Below are 15334 nucleotides of genomic sequence, written 5' to 3' on the forward strand. Positions count from 1 at the left end.
AACACAAACAAAAACGCCCGCTACTGAGTAGCGGGCGTTTTTTTAAATCTGAAGAGTCGATTACTCTACTTCATCCATTTTACCAAGAAGGTTACGGATGCGATCTTGCCATGCTGAATGCTCTTCCTGCATTTGCTGAGTTTTTTGCTCTAGCTCGTGACGGCTTGCTTTAAGCTCACCAGCTTCTGTTGCTAGTGCTTGTTTCTCTTCTTTAAGCTCTTCCACTTCCATTTGAAGAAGTGCAATTGTATCTACTGCTGTTTGAATTTTTGCTTCTAGCTGCTCTAGTACTTCAAAAGACATTCTGGCCTACCTTTAAGTTATCCGTTTGATGGTGAAGGTTCACTCCACTTATTTCCCCATTCTACTCAGCAGAGCAAGGATAAACACTCAATATATTCGATATTTTGCGCCATTCGATGAAAAAAACAGCACTTTTTACCGAATATTGACGTGAACGATTACCGCCACAACGGCAAACCGATTATTTTGATGAATAATAACTGTTTTCCACTGCGAATTGATCGAGAGCAATCTCCAAAAAACAAAAAGGCAAACGTTTCCTTTTGGATATGGTAAAATTCGCCGCGAAATTTCTATTCCCCCTTTGAAAATTTTGGAGTCCGCATGAAACGCGATTTAGCAATGTCATTCTCTCGTGTCACAGAAGGTGCAGCACTAGCTGGTTACAAGTGGCTTGGCCGTGGCGATAAAAACGCTGCAGATGGCGCTGCTGTAGAAGTAATGCGTAGCCTATTAAACAAAACCGAAATTAGCGGTGAGATTGTTATCGGCGAAGGTGAAATCGATGATGCACCTATGCTATACATCGGCGAAAACGTAGGTGTGGGCGGCGACGCTGTCGACATCGCAGTTGACCCAATTGAAGGGACACGCATGACAGCAATGGGCCAATCAAATGCATTGGCTGTATTGGCTGCGGGCGAAAAAGGCAGCTTCCTTAAAGCGCCTGATATGTACATGGAAAAGTTGGTTGTTGGCCCTGGCGCTAAAGGCGTGATTGACCTAGAACTGCCACTAACAGAAAACCTAGAAAACATCGCTAAAGCACTAGGTAAAACACTTGATACTCTAGTCGTAACCACGCTTGCTAAGCCTCGTCATGATCAAGTCATCGCCGACATGCAAGCAATGGGCGTTCGTGTATTTGCTGTGCCAGACGGTGATGTTGCGGCTTCTATCTTAACCTGTATGCCAGACAGTGAAGTAGACGTCATGTACTGCATCGGCGGCGCACCTGAAGGTGTGGTCTCGGCGGCGGTAATTCGCGCACTCGACGGCGACATGCACGGTCGTCTTCTACCTCGCCACGAAGTGAAAGGCGACACAGAAGAGAACCGCAAGCACGGTGAACTTGAACTTGAGCGCTGCGCAGAAATGGGCGTAACGGCGGGTATCGTATTGAAGATGGAAGACATGGCACGCAGCGACAACGTTGTATTCTCAGCAACAGGCATCACTAAGGGTGACTTGCTAGAAGGTATTTCTCGTCAAGGTAATATCGCAACCACAGAAACCCTGCTTATCCGTGGCCGCTGCCGTACAATTCGCCGCATCAAATCTATCCACTACCTAGAGCGTAAAGATCCAGAAGTAGTAGGTCATATCCTGTAAGCCTAAATTCGGTGAAACAGAATATTCCAAGGCTGATACCTAGTATCAGCCTTTTGTTTTATTAGCGCACCAGAATCTGACCATGGCAGCCAATAGAGTAAAACGCTATCTATAGAGTAAATTATCATCAATATAGTAAATGGTTTGCTTTATAAACACCTTGCCTCATAATAGTAAGGTTCATTAGGTAGGGATAGTATGAAAACAAGCGACAGAATCTTACAGACCATTAAGCGTCAAGGCGCGGTAACCGCGAAACAACTGTCAGAAGAATTTGGCATGACGACAATGGGGGCAAGGCAACATCTGCAAAGCCTGGAAGATGACGGTATTCTTGCGTTTCATGATGTGAAAGTGAAAGTGGGTCGCCCGACTCGCCACTGGTCCCTGACTCAACAAGGTCATAACCAATTTTCAGACCGACATGGTGAACTCACCATTCAAGTGATTGATGCTGTCGAGAATCTATTTGGTAAAGAAGGGCTGGCTAAGGTTGCTGCCGAGCGTGAACAACACACTCTTAAGCAGTATCAAACTGCGCTGTCTGGCTGTGATTCACTCATCAGCAAGCTTAAAAAACTCACCCAGCTTCGTGAAGACGAAGGCTACATGGCTGAGCTTCAAGAGCATGATGATCACTACATCTTGATTGAGAACCACTGCCCTATCTGTAAGGCTGCAACTCGCTGCCCTAGCCTGTGCCAATCTGAGCTCAACGTGTTTACTGAGTTACTAAAAGATGAGTGTCACGTGAGCCGTACAGAGCACATCATTGCTGGCGAACGACGCTGCACTTACACCTTAACACCCGCCCTTTGATTGCAAAGGTAATCGGCTAATACCGTCTCAATATTGAGAAAATACAAATAGATTAAAATTTGTACAGATTTCTTTCTTAAGCTTAGAGCATATGAAACACGCTTAATGCTAAGGAAGGAATGATGGCGCATCCACAACCCGCTCAAAAACTGCCACCCTTTGATGAACTTGTCCAACTCGCGAAAAGCGACCCGAAAGCATTCAATCAATTCAAACACGAGATGTGCGAACAGATGATTTGTTCGGCTTCAGACGTGATGCAAGACCGACTTCGTGCGCAGCAAAGTCACATCGACTTAGTGGTTAGCCGTTGTAAAAACCCACACCACGCCAATGTCGTACTCATGCAAGAGCTGCGCTGTCAGGTCTGTAAGTTCCAAGATGCACTCGAAGGGCGCTGCGGCTTTGAAGAATCTCTGCCTGAAAATGTCGTGCCTTTTAAGCCGAATACCGAACCTAAAATGTACTGAAATTAGCAAAGCACTAAAAAGAAAAAGGGAGCGTAATGCCCCCTTCTTATTGGTTCGCTGTTCAATATTTACATGGGTCTTCGCCGTAGTCATTACGGCCTTCTGTACCTTTCAACAAACCACACTCAATCAGAATCCAGAAACCACACACTAATGCCGCGACGGTTGCCGCCATATGAATTGGCGATACCGGCTCTGTCGTCGTTGCAACCATTGGCGAAGCTAAACGACCCAATACTAATGGCACATTCAATAGTAGCCAGTAATTAGACTTATTGCGGTCGTGCCAGCGCTTAGCGGTTACCGCAAGGTCTGGGATCACAAGCATCAATAGGATGATTGGTAGCAGGATATAAGAGTAAGCAGGGAACAACACAGAGATACCTGAAGCAAAACCGGTAATCGCTATGTAGTAGAAAACATTCCAAATCCAGTAAGTCTTACGACCAATTCTCCCCTTGAAAGAGAGCAGTAATTCTTTCATCGACATCTTAAATACTCAAATTTATACGCCGCTAAAAGTCAGCAGCAATGGTTAGTTTATTACTTTTTGAAAGCAACTTTTATCCATATCACGAATATTCACCGTTAAGCTTCTTACATGACTCGCTTGTTCTTGCAGGATCTGCATTAACGATCGTGACAATTCTCGCTTTTGCTCTTCCGTTCGTCCCGAAAGTAACTCAAAGCTGATATGAATAAAGTCTACACTATCTTCCTCATCACCGACCAACCAATTATGGCAACGCAGTGAACGAGATTTCACTGATGGCACATCAAACAAGCCACATGTGAGAGCGACTTGGTGGAGATCTTCCAGTAAGCCTTGGATATTTACTCGCTCATCCACTGAATTGGAGTACTCTAGAACTAGATTCGGCATTGTTACTTCCTGTTGTTAACGCAATCGTTTGTCCCTTAATAACAACTAACGATGAAAAATCCGAGAAGTTAGCTATTATTCTGTCTGCCGGATCACTGATATATGCTCAAAATCTACTCTGACCATTGAGTAAGATCCAAGAAAGTCATGACCACAGTCATGATCTGTTGATATTAATCTGTTATATTATTTCGTAATAAAGTTTACTTTTTTACATTCGATTTATTTAAATACTTTGGAGATATTCCTATGCGTCATCCTGTAGTTATGGGTAACTGGAAACTAAACGGCAGCAAAGAAATGGTTGTTGATCTACTAAACGGTCTTAACGCTGAACTTGAAGGCGTAACAGGCGTAGACGTAGCAGTTGCTCCACCAGCACTTTTCGTTGATCTAGCAGAGCGTACGCTTACTGAAGCGGGCAGCGCGATCATCCTAGGTGCTCAAAACTCTGACCTAAACAACAGCGGTGCATTCACTGGCGACATGTCTCCAGCAATGCTTAAAGAGTTCGGCGCATCTCACATCATCATCGGTCACTCTGAGCGTCGTGAATACCACAACGAATCAGATGAGTTCGTAGCTAAGAAATTCGCATTCCTAAAAGAGAACGGCCTAACTCCAGTTCTTTGTATCGGTGAATCTGAAGCACAAAACGAAGCAGGCGAAACTGTTGCAGTATGTGCTCGTCAACTTGACGCTGTTATCAACACTCAAGGTGTTGAAGCTCTTGAAGGCGCTATCATCGCTTACGAACCAATCTGGGCTATCGGTACTGGTAAAGCAGCTACAGCTGAAGATGCACAACGCATCCACGCTCAAATCCGTGCACACATCGCAGAGAAATCTGAAGAAGTTGCTAAGAAAGTTGTTATCCAATACGGCGGTTCTGTTAAGCCAGAAAACGCAGCAGCTTACTTCGCACAACCAGACATCGACGGTGCTCTAGTTGGCGGCGCAGCTCTAGACGCGAAAAGCTTCGCAGCTATCGCTAAAGCAGCAGCTGAAGCAAAAGCTTAATTTAAACCTCACCGTTTAGATTAGATGAAAGGTCAACTTAGGTTGGCCTTTTTTGTTGCCTGTCATTCCAGAAACCTCAAACGGCAGGCACAAAAAAACCGCTGAACAATCAGCGGTTTTTAAATTCTTTAAGCGAACGCTAAGCGTGGCTTAGAACAACTCTTCTGCAACGCGGAACAGCTCAGAACGGTCTGGGTTCTGCATGTTCTCGATACAATCGATGATGTCGTGGTGAACAAGTTCTTCTTTCTCGATACCCACACAACGACCACCGTGACCTTCTTGAAGAAGGTGAACAGCGTAGTTACCCATGCGAGAAGCCAATACACGGTCAAATGCAGTAGGACGACCACCACGTTGGATGTGGCCAAGAACCGTTGCACGAGTTTCACGACCTGTTGAAGATTCAATCTCTTTAGCCAGTTCGTTAGCATCCATCATTAGCTCAGTTAGAGCGATGATTGCGTGCTTCTTACCTTTCGCAATGCCATCTTGGATGTTGCTGATAAGCTGTTCTTTATCTAGGCCAGTCTCTGGAGTAATGATGTACTCACAACCACCCGCGATTGCTGACATAAGCGTAAGATCACCACAGTGACGGCCCATGATTTCAACAATAGAAATACGTTGGTGAGAAGAAGACGTGTCACGTAGACGGTCAATTGAATCAATAACAGTGTTAAGCGCTGTTAGGTAACCGATTGTGTAGTCAGTACCCGCGATATCGTTATCGATTGTGCCTGGAAGACCGATACATGGGTAACCCATTTCAGTCAGCTTCTTAGCACCCATGTAAGAACCGTCACCACCGATAACAACAAGTGCTTCGATACCGTGCTTCTTAAGGTTCTCAATGCCTTTCTCACGAACAGCAACGTCTTTAAATTCAGGGAAACGTGCAGAACCTAAGAAAGTACCACCACGGTTGATCACGTCAGATACGCTTGAACGGTCAAGCTTTTCGATACGGTCTTCAACAAGGCCTTGGTAGCCATCGTAAATACCGTAAACTTCAATGCCAACTGATAACGCAGTACGAACAACGCCGCGAACTGCTGCGTTCATACCTGGAGCGTCACCACCACTGGTCAAAACACCGATCTTCTTAATCATGCTCACCCTCGATTTTTGGGAATCTATTATTCAATTCTTGTTCTTGCTGATTGTATATCAACAAGATTTTAAATCTATATTTGTGCGTTATGTTACATTTCCTCAACAGGAATAGCACTCAAATCGCGTAAAATTATGTAACATTTCTACTTCTGTAAGAGTATTACAGTTTTACTCAATAACTTTGTTGATTCACATCAGAATCAACATTAATTGTTACTAAGGTGGTTTTTGAATCACCTAACAGTTAATAATTTTTACTCACTTTAGTTCAAAAGCCACCCACTTACCATTTGCCCGCTGATTTTTAGCACGCATTACCACGAGTGGAATTTCTGCTGCTTCTCTGGTCCAAATACCACCGAATACGGGTCTTGGTGAATTAATACATCAGCATCAGGGAACACGGAGATAAGCTTAGCCTCTACTTCGTCAGAAATGCGATGCGCTTCAATAAGTGGGATATTATCTTCCAATTCTAGATGCAGTTGAATGAAGCGAATTGGCCCCGAACGACGTGTTCGTAATTGATGCACACCCAACACGCCTTCCACGCTCAATGATGTCTCTTTAATCTGTTTCAGCTCATCATCTGGCAGCTTATGATCAAGCAGAGACTGAACCGCTTCCATCGCCATTTGATAAGCGCTGTACAGAATGTAGATACCTATACCCACCGCAAATACAGAGTCCGCTTGGCCAAGCCCAAACCAACTCAATGCCAGTGCCAGCATAATCGCGGCGTTCATATAAAGGTCTGATTGATAGTGCAGAGAGTCGGCCGCAATAGCTTGGCTGCCTGTTTTGTTGACCACATGCTTTTGGAATCGAACCAAACCGAAGGTCATCACCATCGCAAATAAGCTAACATAGATACCAATCTCTGGAGAATTCAGTTCATGAGGTCGGAAGAAGCGCTCAATACCATTGAGAATAAGGAAACATGCAGAGCCTGAAATAAACATTGCCTGCGCTAATGCAGATAGAGATTCAGCCTTACCATGACCAAAGGTGTGCTCTTTGTCGGCAGGCTGCAGAGAGTAACGAACCACGATAAGGTTAACGACAGAGGCCGCGATATCCAGCATTGAATCCACGACGGAAGCCAGCAGACTCACGGAACCTGTCACCCACCAAGCTGCGACTTTCACTATCAATAAAATAGTGGCGATGGTTGTGGCTGCCCAAGCGGCGAGCGTAACTAAACGTGCGTATTCTTGTTTCATAACTTGGCTATAAAGTGACTGATAGCACAAAGTATAACCTGCAAACCACCAATTGAATATGACAGCCATGATGTAAAACATTCATTTTTAAGGATCAAAAAAAGCGACACTCGGCCGCTTCTTTCTAAACACTTTCATTCAACGCTGATTTCTCAAGCAATGAATTACTTGTCTTTGTTCATGCGTTTTTCCATTTTGTCAGCACACTTAGTCATGCGCTCTTGTTGGATTTCTTTCAGTTGAGTCTTTTGCTCAGCCGTTAGTACGCTCATCATTTCGTGTTGCTTCTTAAGCATTGCTACGCGACGCTCAGTTTGCTTCTCAACCATTTGGCTTGCTAGGTCGTTTGCTGCTGCTTCGTCAAAGTTGTCAGCCAGTACCAATGCTTGAACTTTTTCTTGGTGCGCTTTCATTTTCGCCATTTTATCGGCTTTATTGCCAGCGTGTTTTTCTTTCATCTCAGCGCGGTTCGCTTCGCGCATCTCTTTCAATTCTGTTTTTTGTGCATCAGTCAGGTCTAGTTGACGCATCACTTTCTTATCGAAGCCACCACATTTACCGTGCATGCCTTTGTGGTCGCCTTTATCGCCGCCGCCATATGCGAACGCGCTTGCTGTACCTAACATTAGTGGAAGTGCCGCAGCTGCTAGTACAAGTTTCTTAGTCATTTTCATAATTGTTGCCTCAATTCGGTATAATAAGTCATGTGTTGCGTCTGTTTCTCAGCGCTTAGATATAGATTAGTCTTTCCCTCGTAAAGTGACGTTTAGAAAGCGTAAAGAATCGTAAAGAGTGAAAGTTGACGAATAATTAGCAGTATTATTAACCTGTAAATAACCAATTAAGGCTTCCCAATGGCGAACATTCTTCTTATTGATGACGACACCGAGTTAACCAGCTTACTCAAAGACATTCTGAGCTTTGAGGGCTTCACTGTTTCCGAAGCCAATGATGGCTATGCAGGGCTGGAAGCTATCAATGATGAGATTGACCTGATTCTTTTGGATGTGATGATGCCGCGTCTTAATGGCATGGAAACACTAAAGAAACTGAGAGAAAATTGGGAAACACCAGTGCTGATGCTGACCGCAAAAGGCGAAGAGATCGACCGTGTGATTGGTCTTGAACTTGGCGCGGATGATTACCTGCCTAAACCTTTCAGTGACCGAGAGTTGTTAGCTCGTATTCGAGCTATCTTGCGTCGTACTCAAACCAACACCGCACCTAAGGCGGCCAGTGATAGAGTTCAATATCAAGACATCGAAGTCTTCCCGGGCAAACAAGAAGCCTACTGCAATGGGGAGCTCATCGACCTCACCACAACCGAGTTCGCCCTACTGAGTCACCTTATCCAAAACCCAGGGCAAGTGATCACCAAAGAAGCATTGAGTTTGGATGTGCTGGGTAAAAGGCTCGCAGCGTTTGACCGCGCGATAGACATGCACATCTCTAATCTACGTAAGAAGATTCCTGAGCGCACTGACGGCAAATCACGTATCAAAACCTTACGAGGCCGTGGCTACTTATTGGTAGAGGAAGATTAATGCGTATACCTAAAATCACCAGCTTATATGGACGTATCTTTGCTATCTTTTGGTTCACCATGTTACTGGTGCTTTTGTCGGTGCTGTCACTTCCCCATTTAGACCCTCGAGTCGCGCGAGATGTGCCCGCAGATCACCTCGATAAACTCGAGCGTATCGCTAAAATCACAGAGAAACGCTACGCCAAAGAACCTAATCTGGGCAAGATTGTCTTCCAACTGGAGGCGCCACGCAGCCGCAAGGATTCTAGAGCTCGCATCTACCTGACCGATCTTGAGGGCGCAGTCCTTACCTCGAAAAGGCATTCAGACTATAAGCTAAAGGCGATTCGTAACTTTGTTACCTCGATTGATAACCCTGACATACCGAAGCAAAAACTCTACGGACACTACATGGTCGCAGGGCCAGTGCCAATTACTCTCGCTGGTGAAGAGTTGCTGATGTATGCCGGAGTGAAGTGGAACCAACCACCGCCATTCTTACTGCGCCTGTTTGATAGACCTCTGCAGCTATTGCTTGCCGTGATGTTGGCGAGTACCCCGCTATTACTTTGGTTAGCTTGGGCACTGAGTCAACCCGCTCGCAGGCTAGAACGCGCGGCACAACGCGTGGCGAAAGGTCAATTCGAGGTCGATCCAACACTCGAAAAAGGTACTTCAGAGTTCAGACAAGCTGGTGAAAGCTTTAACCAGATGGTAGAAGCGGTAAACCAGATGATTTCGGGGCAACAACGCCTGCTCTCTGATATCTCACACGAGCTCCGCTCGCCACTGACACGTCTTCGCATGGCCAATGCACTGGCAATTCGTAAACAAGGCGAGAGCCAAGAGTTAGAACGCATTGATACCGAAGCACAGCGTTTGGAACAGATGATCAGTGAGCTGCTGACGCTATCTCGTATGCAGGTCGACAGCCATATTACTCGTGAGGTTCAGCCTATCTCGAGCCTATGGGAAGAGATCTTAAAAGACGCAGAGTTTGAAGCCGAACAGATGGGCAAACAACTGACGTTCTCGGAGATCCCAGAACGCTCTATTTCGGGGAACCCTAAACTGCTGATGAGTGCGCTAGACAACATTACACGCAATGCCATCTACTACGGTAAAGACCAAGTGGATGTACAGTTCCATGTGGTTCAAGATCAGCTAACAATTTGCGTCAATGATAATGGTGATGGTGTTCCAGAGGATGAACTCGATTCTATCTTCAGACCTTTTTACCGTGTCTCAACAGCGCGTGACAGAAACTCTGGCGGCACAGGGCTTGGATTAACCATTACTGAAAGTGCGATTCGCCAACACAGCGGAACCATCACCGCAACCCGCAGCCAGCTCGGTGGATTACAACTCGAAATCACCCTGCCTATCTTACCGGTGTAATACCCCTACAAAGATCGCAGTTGATAATGATTGCTATTATCATTATGGTGAATCCTCTAATTATGGAGGATTTACCATGTCGCACACTTTCCCTGAACTACCCTACGCTTACGATGCCCTAGAACCTTACATTGATGCTAAAACGATGGAAGTGCATTACAGCAAGCACCATAGAACCTACTACGATAAGTTTGTTGCGGCGGTGTCTGGCAGCGAACTAGAACAGCAATCTCTGACTGAGATCTTCGCTAATATCTCACAGCACAGCCCTGCCGTGCGCAACAATGGTGGCGGCTACTACAACCATATCTTGTACTGGAACTGCATGTCGCGAGACGGCGGTGGTGAACCTACGGGCGAGCTTGGTGAGGCTATCAAGAGTACCTTCGGTGATTTCGAGACATTCCAAGATCAGTTCGCCCAAGCGGCGATCAATACCTTTGGCTCCGGCTTTGCTTGGCTAGTGGTAGAGCAAGGGCAACTGAAGATCATCTCAACCTCGAACCAAGATAATCCGTGGATGGATACCGTTGTCAGTGATGGCGAACCGATTCTTGCGCTCGATGTTTGGGAACACGCCTACTACATCAGCTACCAAAACCGTCGTCCTGATTACATCAACGCATGGTGGAATGTGGTGAATTGGAAGGCGGTTGCTGAAAACTACGCACAAGCACTCGCGAATAAAGCGTAAGCGAATGGTGGTGAACTGTACTCACTCAGCTTGCCACCGTATACTCGGGCTATCTTTGATTACTCTTGTGAACCAACATGTTTGATATCGCTCTATACGAACCAGAAATTGCACCCAATACGGGTAACATCATCCGCCTATGTGCTAACTGCGGCGCAAACCTGCACCTGATTGAACCGCTTGGCTTTGATTTTGAAGAGAAGAAGGTTCGTCGTGCTGGCTTGGATTACCACGACCTTGCGCGAGTTAAGCGTCACAAGAACCTAGAAGCTTTCCTTGAGTATCTTGAGAATGAACGCGAGGGTGACTTCCGCATCTTTGCCTGCACCACTAAAACGACAGGTCACCACGTTGATGCAAAATTCCAACAAGGTGATGTGTTGATGTTTGGCCCAGAGACTCGCGGGCTGCCTGCTGAATTCATCGAAAGTATGCCAATGGAACAACGCATTCGTATTCCAATGATGCCAGACGCGCGCAGCCTGAACCTGTCTAACGCAGTGGCAATCATTGCTTTTGAAGCATGGCGACAAATGGGTTTTGAAGGCGCGGTATAACCGAACACTCAAGCTTATCTTTTATCTGTTATCTGTTATCTGTTATCTGTTATCTGTTATCTGTTATCGATAGTAAACAGTAAGTAACAGCTAGCGACAGACAATAAAAAAGGCTCTTACCATTATCACTTTCTTGCGAAGGATAAAGGTAAGAGCCTTTTCTGTTTTCCCTCTTTATAAAGAGAGAAAAAATTAATTAGTTTAAGCGGTTACGATCGTTGTCGTCGTCTTTCTTCTCAAACTCACCTTCAAAGGTGTTGCCGTCTTTTGATTGGTCAGATGGATCGCGATTGAATGGGTCTTGTCCAAATGGGCTCTGGCCAAAACCAGCTTGTCCACCGGCATGGAAACCACCAGACATGTTGGTCACCACCATTTTTTCCATCATTTTCTTGGCAATCATCGCTCTTGGTGCTGGCAATAATACCAACATACCGAGTGCGTCCGTCATAAAACCCGGAGTCAGCAGCAATACACCGGCAACTGCAAGCATCACGCCTTCAAGAATCTGTTGTGCTGGCATTTCGCCTTGTTGCAAGCGACCTTGCACAGACATAAGTGTCTGAATGCCTTGGCTACGAACCAGCGATGCACCCACAAATGCAGTGATCAAAACCAACGCAATAGTTGGCCACAATCCTAAGAAGCCACCAACTTGAATAAATAGCCCAATCTCAATGATGGGTACGAAGATAAATAGTAATAATAAGATAGGAAACACACGCCCTCCTTTGTTACTTGCAGTTTACGCTGAAAGCCCTAACAATCTCAAATTTATCCTGTAAATAAGCGTGTTTATTGACCAAGAATAACTTTGCAAAATATTGACGAAACAAAACCGAAAAAGGTGATCCACTTAATATTTTTATGCGCTAAGTACAGTATCATGTGCCACATAAGTCAGGACGGATTTATCAGCCCAATATTCTAGCGAACGGAGTATTTGCACACAGAATAGGCTAATAACTAACTATATAATCAGAATAATTCTCTAAGGATCCTGTTATGGCTACTCAATCAGAAGCTCAAGTTGAAGCTCCTCAAGCTACTCGTCTCGAAGAAGATCTATTAGGTCAACGTCATGTTCCGGCTGATGCTTACTACGGCATCCACACTCTACGCGCAGTTGAAAACTTCAACATCTCAAATGTAACGATCTCAGATGTACCTGAATTCGTTCGCGGTATGGTGATGACTAAGAAAGCAGCGGCTTTAGCAAACAAAGAGTTAGGTGTAATTCCAAGCGAAGTGGCTAAATACATCATCCAAGCTTGTGACCTAATTCTAGACACGGGTAAGTGCATGGATCAGTTCCCATCGGACGTTTTCCAAGGTGGTGCTGGTACTTCTGTAAACATGAACGCAAACGAAGTTGTTGCGAACGTGGCTCTTGAACTTATGGGCAAAGAAAAAGGCCAATACGAGTTCATCAACCCGAACGACCATGTAAACCGCAGCCAATCTACAAACTGTGCTTACCCAACTGGCTTCCGTATCTCTGTTTACAACAGCGTTCGTAAACTGATTGATGCGATCGAATACCTAAAAGGCGCATTCGAGCTTAAGAGCCAAGAATTCAACACGATTTTGAAGATGGGTCGTACTCAGCTTCAAGACGCAGTTCCAATGACGGTTGGCCAAGAGTTCCACGCTTGGGCTGTAACCATCAATGAAGAAATCAAAAACCTAGAATACACTTCAAAACTACTGCTTGAAGTAAACCTAGGCGCAACGGCTATCGGTACAGGTCTGAACGCAGCACCGGGCTATCAAGGCCTAGCAGTTAAACACCTAGCAGAAGTAACAGGCCTAGAGTGTGTAGCGGCTGAAGATTTAATCGAAGCAACATCTGACTGTGGCGCATACGTAATGACGCACGGCGCACTTAAGCGTCTAGCTGTGAAACTGTCTAAAATTTGTAACGATTTGCGTCTGCTTTCTTCTGGCCCTCGTACTGGTCTGAACGAGCTAAACCTACCTGAACTGCAAGCCGGTTCTTCAATCATGCCTGCTAAAGTAAACCCAGTTGTGCCAGAAGTAGTAAACCAAGTTTGCTTTAAAGTTCTAGGTAACGACAACACGGTTTCTTTCGCTGCAGAAGGTGGTCAACTGCAACTGAACGTAATGGAACCCGTTATTGCACAAAGCATGTTTGAGTCTCTAGACATCCTAACAAACGCTTGTGTGAACCTACGCGACAAGTGTGTAGACGGCATTACTGTAAACAAAGAAGTGTGTGAATCTCACGTATTTAACTCTATCGGTATCGTTACTTATCTAAACCCATACATTGGCCACCACGAGGGTGACATTGTTGGTAAGATCTGTGCTGAGACAGGTAAGAGCGTGCGTGATGTGGTTCTAGAGCGCGGTTTATTAACCGAAGAAGAACTTGATGACATTTTCTCTGTTGAAAATTTGATGCATCCTCAGTATAAAGCGAAGCGCTACGAATAAAGTTAGCGAGAAAGGGCTCCAAACGGAGCCCTTTTTTAGGCCCCAATACGGTTAACCATGATTATTTTGTGGATTTCCGTTGGTTGCGCTTTTGCCAAATTGAATCTAAACCATAGAACTATTATGTGAACATTCCAGCGGCGAATGTTCACATAATAAAATCTAAATGAGGTGTTACTTATGATTGCAGTAGAACTGTTTGTCGTCCTGCTCTTTATCTTTTTGGGGGCCAGAATTGGCGGTATCGGTATTGGTTTTGCCGGTGGTGCTGGTGTTATTGCCCTTTCACTTATTCTTGGCGTTCCAACAAGCCAATCTTTCATCCCGATCGACGTAATCTTGATCATCATGTCAGTTATCACCGCAATTGCTGCAATGCAGGTTGCTGGCGGTATGGACTGGTTGGTACAAATTGCCGAAAACTTTTTGCGTAAACACCCTGAACGCATCACCTTTTACGCGCCGATTGTGACCTTTGTAATGACATTAATGGCGGGTACTGGTCACACAGCATTCTCTACGCTTCCTGTTATTGCAGAAGTAGCGAAAGGCCAAGGCGTTCGTCCTTCTCGTCCACTGTCTATCGCAGTTGTCGCTTCTCAAATTGCTATCACCGCTTCGCCAATCTCGGCTGCAGTTGTGGCTTTTGCAGCAATGCTGGCACCATTTGGTGTTGATTACCTAACGCTATTGATGGTTTGTATCCCAACAACCTTCATCGCTTGTATGGTGGGTGCAGTTGTTGCTAACTACATGGGTAGCGAACTTAAAGACGATCCTGTTTACCAAGAGCGTCTAGAGAAAGGCCTAATCAAACTGGCGACAGAAGAGAAACGCGAAATTCTACCTACAGCGAAGAAAGCAACGTACATCTTCCTAGCAGCGATTGGTTTCGTGGTTTGTTACGCAGCGGCTATCTCTAGCTCTGTTGGCCTAATTGAAAACCCAGCTCTGGGCCGTAACGAAGCGATCATGTCTGTGATGCTGGCAGCAGCAGCGGCTATCGTGATGTTCACTAAGATTGATGCGGCGAAGATTTCTTCTGCGCCAACGTTCCGCTCTGGTATGACGGCATGTGTATGTGTACTTGGTGTGGCTTGGTTAGGTTCAACATTTGTAAACGCACACGTAGCTGAAATCAAAGACGTAGCAGGCGCTCTACTGGCTGACTACCCATGGATGCTGGCTCTTGTTCTGTTCTTCGCTTCTATGCTGCTTTACTCTCAAGGCGCAACAACGGTTGCACTGATGCCTGCAGCACTAGCGATTGGCGTAGCACCACTAACAGCCGTTGCTTCTTTTGCTGCGGTAAGTGCGCTGTTCGTACTTCCAACTTATCCTACGCTACTGGCAGCGGTTGAGATGGATGATACAGGCTCAACGCGTATCGGTAACTACGTATTCAACCACCCATTCTTCACTCCAGGTGTGGTAACAATCAGTACTGCGGTAGCACTAGGCTTCGCATTCGGCGGTCTGTTTATCTAACATTCGCTGGTGATTGAACATTTAAAAGGAAGCTTCGGCTTCCTTTTTT

At 45.5% G+C, this 15334-nt stretch carries 17 protein-coding genes; 10 read left to right on the forward strand and 7 right to left on the reverse strand.

The features are described 5' to 3' along the window. Positions 1-60: 60 nt before the first annotated feature. The gene (zapB, locus tag AB4507_RS07905; protein WP_008219652.1) at positions 61-303 is read right to left on the reverse strand and encodes a cell division protein ZapB; all 243 of its coding nucleotides are present in this window, start codon (positions 301-303) and stop codon (positions 61-63) included. Between the two features lie 324 nt (positions 304-627). On the opposite strand from zapB, the gene glpX reads away from it, so the two are divergent. From glpX to AB4507_RS07920, 3 genes are all read left to right on the forward strand, one after another. Then, entirely contained in the window at positions 628-1635 is a 1008-nt protein-coding gene (gene glpX / locus AB4507_RS07910) for a class II fructose-bisphosphatase (RefSeq protein ID WP_017061153.1), read from the forward strand. A 198-nt stretch (positions 1636-1833) separates the two neighbouring features. Further along, positions 1834-2454 carry a metalloregulator ArsR/SmtB family transcription factor gene (locus AB4507_RS07915; protein WP_017063674.1) on the forward strand — a complete coding sequence of 207 codons (621 nt, stop codon included), beginning with the start codon at positions 1834-1836 and terminating at the stop codon, positions 2452-2454. A 122-nt stretch (positions 2455-2576) separates the two neighbouring features. Next, complete coding sequence (locus AB4507_RS07920; RefSeq protein ID WP_017061155.1) at positions 2577-2924, forward strand: DUF3135 domain-containing protein; 348 nt, start codon at positions 2577-2579, stop codon at positions 2922-2924. A gap of 61 nt (positions 2925-2985) precedes the next feature. Here the strand turns inward: AB4507_RS07920 and AB4507_RS07925 are convergent, their stop codons facing one another. Both AB4507_RS07925 and AB4507_RS07930 read right to left on the reverse strand, forming a co-directional pair. Continuing rightward, positions 2986-3414, reverse strand: coding sequence for a DUF805 domain-containing protein (locus AB4507_RS07925; RefSeq protein ID WP_017063673.1), 429 nt, complete (start codon positions 3412-3414; stop codon positions 2986-2988). Between the two features lie 45 nt (positions 3415-3459). Further along, positions 3460-3807 (reverse strand): 5-carboxymethyl-2-hydroxymuconate Delta-isomerase, encoded by a 348-nt coding sequence (locus tag AB4507_RS07930; RefSeq protein WP_017061157.1) that lies wholly within the window; start codon positions 3805-3807, stop codon positions 3460-3462. 249 nt (positions 3808-4056) lie between these two features. Here AB4507_RS07930 and tpiA point away from each other — a divergent pair, with 249 nt between their 5' ends. Next, complete coding sequence (gene tpiA / locus AB4507_RS07935; RefSeq protein ID WP_017061158.1) at positions 4057-4827, forward strand: triose-phosphate isomerase; 771 nt, start codon at positions 4057-4059, stop codon at positions 4825-4827. 150 nt (positions 4828-4977) lie between these two features. On the opposite strand, the gene pfkA is transcribed toward tpiA, so the two are convergent. The 3 genes from pfkA to AB4507_RS07950 form a co-directional block, all read right to left on the reverse strand. Next, positions 4978-5940 (reverse strand): 6-phosphofructokinase, encoded by a 963-nt coding sequence (pfkA, locus tag AB4507_RS07940; protein ID WP_017061160.1) that lies wholly within the window; start codon positions 5938-5940, stop codon positions 4978-4980. Between the two features lie 317 nt (positions 5941-6257). Next, positions 6258-7166 (reverse strand): CDF family cation-efflux transporter FieF, encoded by a 909-nt coding sequence (fieF, locus tag AB4507_RS07945; protein ID WP_372182497.1) that lies wholly within the window; start codon positions 7164-7166, stop codon positions 6258-6260. 164 nt (positions 7167-7330) lie between these two features. Beyond that, entirely contained in the window at positions 7331-7840 is a 510-nt protein-coding gene (locus AB4507_RS07950; protein WP_017061162.1) for a CpxP family protein, read from the reverse strand. 180 nt (positions 7841-8020) lie between these two features. On the opposite strand from AB4507_RS07950, the gene AB4507_RS07955 reads away from it, so the two are divergent. From AB4507_RS07955 to trmL, 4 genes are all read left to right on the forward strand, one after another. After that, on the forward strand, positions 8021-8710 hold the full coding sequence (locus tag AB4507_RS07955) for a response regulator (protein ID WP_017061163.1): 690 nt from the start codon (positions 8021-8023) through the stop codon (positions 8708-8710). Next, positions 8710-10089, forward strand: coding sequence for an envelope stress sensor histidine kinase CpxA (gene cpxA, locus AB4507_RS07960; RefSeq protein WP_372150138.1), 1380 nt, complete (start codon positions 8710-8712; stop codon positions 10087-10089). The genes AB4507_RS07955 and cpxA overlap by 1 nt, the downstream gene beginning before the upstream one ends. A gap of 76 nt (positions 10090-10165) precedes the next feature. Beyond that, a complete protein-coding gene (locus AB4507_RS07965) occupies positions 10166-10783 on the forward strand; it encodes a superoxide dismutase (RefSeq protein ID WP_372150140.1) in 618 nt (205 codons plus the stop codon). A gap of 77 nt (positions 10784-10860) precedes the next feature. Then, a complete protein-coding gene (trmL, locus tag AB4507_RS07970) occupies positions 10861-11340 on the forward strand; it encodes a tRNA (uridine(34)/cytosine(34)/5-carboxymethylaminomethyluridine(34)-2'-O)-methyltransferase TrmL (protein ID WP_009844716.1) in 480 nt (159 codons plus the stop codon). A gap of 196 nt (positions 11341-11536) precedes the next feature. Here trmL and AB4507_RS07975 read toward each other — a convergent pair whose 3' ends face one another. Further along, on the reverse strand, positions 11537-12061 hold the full coding sequence (locus tag AB4507_RS07975; RefSeq protein WP_012604974.1) for an FxsA family protein: 525 nt from the start codon (positions 12059-12061) through the stop codon (positions 11537-11539). 284 nt (positions 12062-12345) lie between these two features. Here AB4507_RS07975 and aspA point away from each other — a divergent pair, with 284 nt between their 5' ends. Together aspA and AB4507_RS07985 are read left to right on the forward strand one after the other, a co-directional pair. After that, positions 12346-13797, forward strand: a complete 1452-nt coding sequence (gene aspA, locus AB4507_RS07980) for an aspartate ammonia-lyase (RefSeq protein WP_019821539.1) — start codon at positions 12346-12348, stop codon at positions 13795-13797. Between the two features lie 180 nt (positions 13798-13977). Further along, complete coding sequence (locus tag AB4507_RS07985) at positions 13978-15285, forward strand: anaerobic C4-dicarboxylate transporter (RefSeq protein ID WP_372182498.1); 1308 nt, start codon at positions 13978-13980, stop codon at positions 15283-15285. Positions 15286-15334 lie beyond the last annotated feature (49 nt).

This window comes from Vibrio sp. 10N.222.54.A3 (assembly GCF_041474095.1).
Lineage (GTDB): Bacteria > Pseudomonadota > Gammaproteobacteria > Enterobacterales > Vibrionaceae > Vibrio > Vibrio crassostreae_C.

Bases quoted from the DNA above. Each gene is read 5' to 3' on its own strand.
- zapB (WP_008219652.1), bottom strand. From the start codon at position 303: ATGTCTTTTGAAGTACTAGAGCAGCTAGAAGCAAAAATTCAAACAGCA.
- glpX (WP_017061153.1), top strand. From the start codon at position 628: ATGAAACGCGATTTAGCAATGTCATTCTCTCGTGTCACAGAAGGTGCA.
- AB4507_RS07915 (WP_017063674.1), top strand. From the start codon at position 1,834: ATGAAAACAAGCGACAGAATCTTACAGACCATTAAGCGTCAAGGCGCG.
- AB4507_RS07920 (WP_017061155.1), top strand. From the start codon at position 2,577: ATGGCGCATCCACAACCCGCTCAAAAACTGCCACCCTTTGATGAACTT.
- AB4507_RS07925 (WP_017063673.1), bottom strand. From the start codon at position 3,414: ATGTCGATGAAAGAATTACTGCTCTCTTTCAAGGGGAGAATTGGTCGT.
- AB4507_RS07930 (WP_017061157.1), bottom strand. From the start codon at position 3,807: ATGCCGAATCTAGTTCTAGAGTACTCCAATTCAGTGGATGAGCGAGTA.
- tpiA (WP_017061158.1), top strand. From the start codon at position 4,057: ATGCGTCATCCTGTAGTTATGGGTAACTGGAAACTAAACGGCAGCAAA.
- pfkA (WP_017061160.1), bottom strand. From the start codon at position 5,940: ATGATTAAGAAGATCGGTGTTTTGACCAGTGGTGGTGACGCTCCAGGT.
- fieF (WP_372182497.1), bottom strand. From the start codon at position 7,166: ATGAAACAAGAATACGCACGTTTAGTTACGCTCGCCGCTTGGGCAGCC.
- AB4507_RS07950 (WP_017061162.1), bottom strand. From the start codon at position 7,840: ATGAAAATGACTAAGAAACTTGTACTAGCAGCTGCGGCACTTCCACTA.
- AB4507_RS07955 (WP_017061163.1), top strand. From the start codon at position 8,021: ATGGCGAACATTCTTCTTATTGATGACGACACCGAGTTAACCAGCTTA.
- cpxA (WP_372150138.1), top strand. From the start codon at position 8,710: ATGCGTATACCTAAAATCACCAGCTTATATGGACGTATCTTTGCTATC.
- AB4507_RS07965 (WP_372150140.1), top strand. From the start codon at position 10,166: ATGTCGCACACTTTCCCTGAACTACCCTACGCTTACGATGCCCTAGAA.
- trmL (WP_009844716.1), top strand. From the start codon at position 10,861: ATGTTTGATATCGCTCTATACGAACCAGAAATTGCACCCAATACGGGT.
- aspA (WP_019821539.1), top strand. From the start codon at position 12,346: ATGGCTACTCAATCAGAAGCTCAAGTTGAAGCTCCTCAAGCTACTCGT.
- AB4507_RS07985 (WP_372182498.1), top strand. From the start codon at position 13,978: ATGATTGCAGTAGAACTGTTTGTCGTCCTGCTCTTTATCTTTTTGGGG.